General features: G+C 64.8%; 4 protein-coding genes. All 4 read right to left on the reverse strand.

What is annotated here, in order from left to right; genetic code table 11:
* Nucleotides 1-728: catechol 1,2-dioxygenase (gene catA / locus CR157_RS21845; protein WP_110285629.1), on the reverse strand; the 728-nt coding region annotated here is incomplete at its 3' end.
* A gap of 551 nt (nt 729-1,279) precedes the next feature.
* Nucleotides 1,280-2,521 carry a benzoate/H(+) symporter BenE family transporter gene (locus CR157_RS21850; RefSeq protein WP_110285626.1) on the reverse strand — a complete coding sequence of 414 codons (1,242 nt, stop codon included), beginning with the start codon at nt 2,519-2,521 and terminating at the stop codon, nt 1,280-1,282.
* A gap of 37 nt (nt 2,522-2,558) precedes the next feature.
* The gene (benD, locus tag CR157_RS21855) at nt 2,559-3,338 is read right to left on the reverse strand and encodes a benzoate diol dehydrogenase BenD (protein WP_110285627.1); all 780 of its coding nucleotides are present in this window, start codon (nt 3,336-3,338) and stop codon (nt 2,559-2,561) included.
* Nucleotides 3,335-4,378: a benzoate 1,2-dioxygenase electron transfer component BenC gene (gene benC / locus CR157_RS21860; RefSeq protein WP_110285628.1), complete on the reverse strand. Its 1,044-nt coding sequence runs from the start codon at nt 4,376-4,378 to the stop codon at nt 3,335-3,337. Before benC ends, benD begins: the two co-directional genes overlap by 4 nt.
* Between the last annotated feature and the right edge of the window lie 117 nt (nt 4,379-4,495).

Raw genomic sequence — 4,495 nt, forward strand, 5'->3', positions numbered from 1 at the left:
CCGGCCAGGTTGATCTGGGTGGTCAGGTGCTTGTGGCCCGGCGCCGAGATGAAGTAGTGGATGTGCGCCGGGCGCTGGCCGTGACGGCCGAGCAGGTCGAGCACCTGCTGGGTCGGGCTGTCCGGCGGGCAGCCGTAGCCGGAGGGGATGATGCTGCGCGCGGTGTAGCGGCCCTCGGCATCGGTGATGATGCAGCGGCGCAGGTTGTACTCGCTCTGGGTCGGGTCGAAGAAGGAGTAGCCGCCCTTGGAGTCGGCGTGCCAGATCTCGACCTTGGCACCGGCGACGGGCTGGCCCTCGGTGTCACGCACCTGGCCGGTCAGCCACATCACCTCGGCGTCCTGATCGGTGCCGTCATCCATGCGCGCGAAACCTTCGGCCTCGGGGGCGCCGGCCACGTAGAGCGGGCCCTCGATGGTACGCGGGGTGCCGCCGGCCAGGCCGCGCTCGGCGTCGGCAGCGTCCATGCGCATGTCCAGGTAGTGATCGAAGCCCAGGCCCGGGGCCAGCAGGCCGAACTGGGTGCCGTTGCCCAGCGCGTTGAGCACGCTGACGGCGGACCAGAACTCCTCGGCGCTGACGTCGTAGTCGTCCATCAGCCGGTAGAGGTCGGAGAGCAGGCGGTGCATGATCTGCTTGGCGCGCTGATTGCCGCCGGCCTGGTCGAAGCCGCTGACGGCCTTCAGGAAGTCCTGCACTTCGGGGGTATCGAAAATCTTCACGGTCATGGTCATGCTCTCGTCGTTGTCGTTGTGCCCTGCGCTCGCGTCAGGGGGTGCAAGGCATGTTGTCGGGGGCCTCCGGACGCCTGACGGGCAAAATATCGGCGGAGGCTTTCTTGTTGTGGTGAGTGGATTCTGGCCAGCCGGCGACAACCTCACCAATATCGTTTGAGTTCCTGCCCATACCCTTGAGGTATCGCCGAAAGCGCTTTCTCGAGCTCTTTCCCTCTCGCAAAAAGGCAAGCTCATCTACATGAAATCAATATGTTGAGAAATTTCTGCTGATCCGGAGAGCAATTTCCGGTCATTTCGTCTGCGATGCCTTCGGCCTCCCTACTGGTCCCGGGCCCCTGCCGACCCTCTTCGGCCGGCTCGGCTGGCATCAGGGCGGGGTCATGGACGCGAATTCAACCCTCGGGGCGGTGCAGATTGCGACAAAAGGATAAGAGGCCGACACGGCGGGCTCGGGAAGCCGCCATAAAAAAGCCCGCTCTGCCGAAGCAGACACGGGCCAAGGAGGATCTCGGTGTCCCAGGCCGCCATCCGGCGGCCCGGGATCAGTGGGAAGCCTGTTCCTCGCCGATCTTGCGGATGAACTCGAAGTCCTTGGTCTCGAAGATCAGCGAAATGAAGACACCCAGCACCAGCGCCCAGAAGGAGGAGCCGATGCCCAGGATCTGCAGGCCGGAAGCGGCGATCAGGAAGGAGAACAGCCCGCCCATCTCGTGCTTGCCCGAGAACGCCATATGCATCGCCGAGGTGATCACCCGCAGCAGGGCCAGACCGGCGATGATGGCGATAAAGTAGCCCGGCATGGCTTCGATCAGGCTGACCACGAAGCCATAGAAGGGGGCGCTCACCACGAAGATGGCCCCGGCGATCACCGCCGCCACCCAGCGCTTGTCCGGCTTGCCGGCCTCCGGCGAGGCACAGATGCCGGTCATCGGCGCGGCGATGCAGGTGCTGTGCAGGTTGAAGAAGGCCGAGATCATGGTGCCGAAGCCACCCACGGCGGTGATGGCGTTGGCCGGCACCTCCTTGTAGCCCATGCCCTTGACCAGGCCCACCCCGGCGGGAGTCTCCATCCCCACCAGGATGAGGGCCAGCGGCAGCCCATAGGCCAGGAAGGCGGACAGGGTGAACTCGGGCACGATGAACTCGGGGAAGGTCACCGAGAACTCCACGCCGGAGAAGTCGACGCCGGAGTAGGCCATGTACGCGACACCGGCCAGCATGGCCACGATCAGGGGTGGAATCTTGCGCAGCAGGCGCGCTGACAGGAAAAAGGCCAGGATCATGATGGCCGCCGGCAGCATGGCGTTTTCCAGCGGCGCCACCATGTTGAGGCCGAACTTGAGCAGGATGCCGGCAACCATGCCCATGACGATCGGCATCGGGATCAGTTTCATCACGATGCCCATCACCCCGGCCAGGCCGGCCACCAGGGAGATGGCGCCGGCGATCAGGGTGGCGCCCAGGGCGGCCTCCAGGCCGACCACGGGAATGATCGCGGCGAACAGCAAGGCGCCGGGGATGGAGTTGGCCATCGGCAGGGGCAGCCGATAGTAGGCGGGCATAAAGAGCCCGAACAGGCCGTTGATCATCAGGTAGCTGATGACCCAGATCATGATGAAGTGGGAATCGAGCCCCGCGGCGGTCCCGGCACTGATATGGATGATGCCGGCGCTGAGGCCAAAGATGCCAGCGACGATACCCGCGCTGACGTTATCGACGTTGAGATCTCGGATGAAGTCGCGGGGCGCGTGCCTGAGGCTCACGCCCTTTTCGATGTGTTTCACGGTGTGCTCCAGGGGTGGTTATCGTTGGCATCCGGGTCTAGCCGAGGTCCCCTCCGGCCACCGGCACGATGGTGCCGGTAATGTAGTTGGCATCCTCGGAGGCCAAAAACAGGATCGGGCCGGCCTGTTCGTCCAGGGTGCCGTAGCGGCCCATGAAGCTGGTGGCCTTGGTCTGGTCGATCAGGGTCTGGTACCAGACTTTCTCCTGCTCGCTCTGCTCGGCGGTGTTGCGCGGGATCTTGCGCGGCGGTGCCTCGGTGCCCCCCGGCGCCGTGGCGTTCACGCGAATACCGTGCTCGGCGTACTCGAAGGCCAGGGCCACGGTCATGGCATTCACGCCACCCTTGGCCGCCGCATAGGGCACCCGCATCAGGCCACGCGTGGCCACCGAGGAGACGTTGACGATATTGCCCTTCGCCTCCAGCAGGTACGGCAGCGCCGCCCGGCAGCACCACAGGGTCGGGAACAGCGAGCGACGCACCTCGGCCTCGATCTGCTCGGGCTTATAGTACTCGTAGGGCTGGGCCCAGATGGTCCCGCCGACATTGTTGATCAGGATATCGAGACGGCCGAAATGCTCGTGGGTCTTGGCCATCACGCTCTCGGCCCCTTCCCAGGTCTCCAGATCGGCCTGCAGGGCGATGGCTTCCACGCCCTGCGCCTTGAGCTCGGCGGCCACATCCTGGACATAGTCGGCGCGATCCACCAGGGCCAGGCGCGCGCCTTCCGCAGCGGCGCGCTCGGCGACCCGCTGCCCGATGCCCTGGGCGGCACCGGTTACCACCATCACCTTGTCCGTGAAGCGTGCCAGGCTCATGCGGCTTCTCCCGGTGCCTTGTTGGGTGTGAACTTCTCGTAGTGGAAGCTCTGCGGCACGATGCCTTCCTTGTCGAAGTGCTTGAGCACGGCGTCGACCATGGGGGGCGGTCCGCACAGGTAGACGTCGATGTCGCCGTCGTGCATCACCTCGGCATCCATGTGATGGGTGACATAGCCCTTGCGCGGATGCTCGCTGGCCTCGTCCACCACCACGGTGGAATAGCTGAAGTTCGGCAGCTCTGCGGCGAAATGCTCCAGGGCGTCGACCTTGACCAGGTGGTCATCCTTGTTGACACCGTAGATCAGATGGATCGGCTGCTCGCATGTCGTCCCTTCCGCCCGCCTCTGAACCAGCAGTTCAAGCATGGAGAGGAAGGGAGCGAGGCCGGTGCCACCGGCCAGCATCAGCACCGGACGCGTGATCTCGCGCAGGTAGAAGCTGCCCATCGGCCCGGTCAGGGCCAGCCGGTCGCCGACCTTGGCCCGCTCGGTCAGATAGCTGCTCATCACCCCGTTCGGGATGTTGCGGATCAGGAAAGTGGCACGTCGAGCGCCGGGCTTCGAGCTGAAGGAATAGGAGCGGTGCTCCTCGGTGCCCGGCACGTCGATGTGAATGTACTGGCCCGGCAGGAAGGCCAGCGCGGCCTCGTCGTCCAGGTCCACGCCCAGCTCGATGCTATCCTCGGAGAGTTGCTCGACCACGGCCACGGTGCCCTCGAGCTTGCCTACCTGGGTCTTGCACAGGGCGGAGGCCACCGGGATCTGGATGACGCAGTCCGAGGACGGCACCATCTGGCAGGTCAGCACCTGGCCTTCGGCGGCTTCCTCGTCGGAGAGCGCCTCCTCCAGGTACTCGTCCCCCATGTCGAACTCGCCTTGCTCGCAATGGCCCTTGCAGGTGCCGCAGACGCCGTCGGAGCAGTCCATCGGCAGGTTGACCTTCTGCCGGTAGGCGGCGTCGAGGACCGTTTCCCCTTCCTTGCAGCCGATGAAACGGGTCACGCCGTCCTCGAAGTTGAGGGCAATGGTGTAGCTCATGGTCGAATCTCCTCTCGCACCGGGTCAGATGTGATAGATGTCGATGACCTGGTGGATGTAGTCGTTGTTCAGCACCACCTTCTTGTTGGCGATCAGCGGCGTCTCGCCCGACACGTC

It is taken from the genome of Halomonas sp. LBP4 (assembly GCF_003202205.1).
Classification (GTDB): domain Bacteria; phylum Pseudomonadota; class Gammaproteobacteria; order Pseudomonadales; family Halomonadaceae; genus Halomonas; species Halomonas flagellata.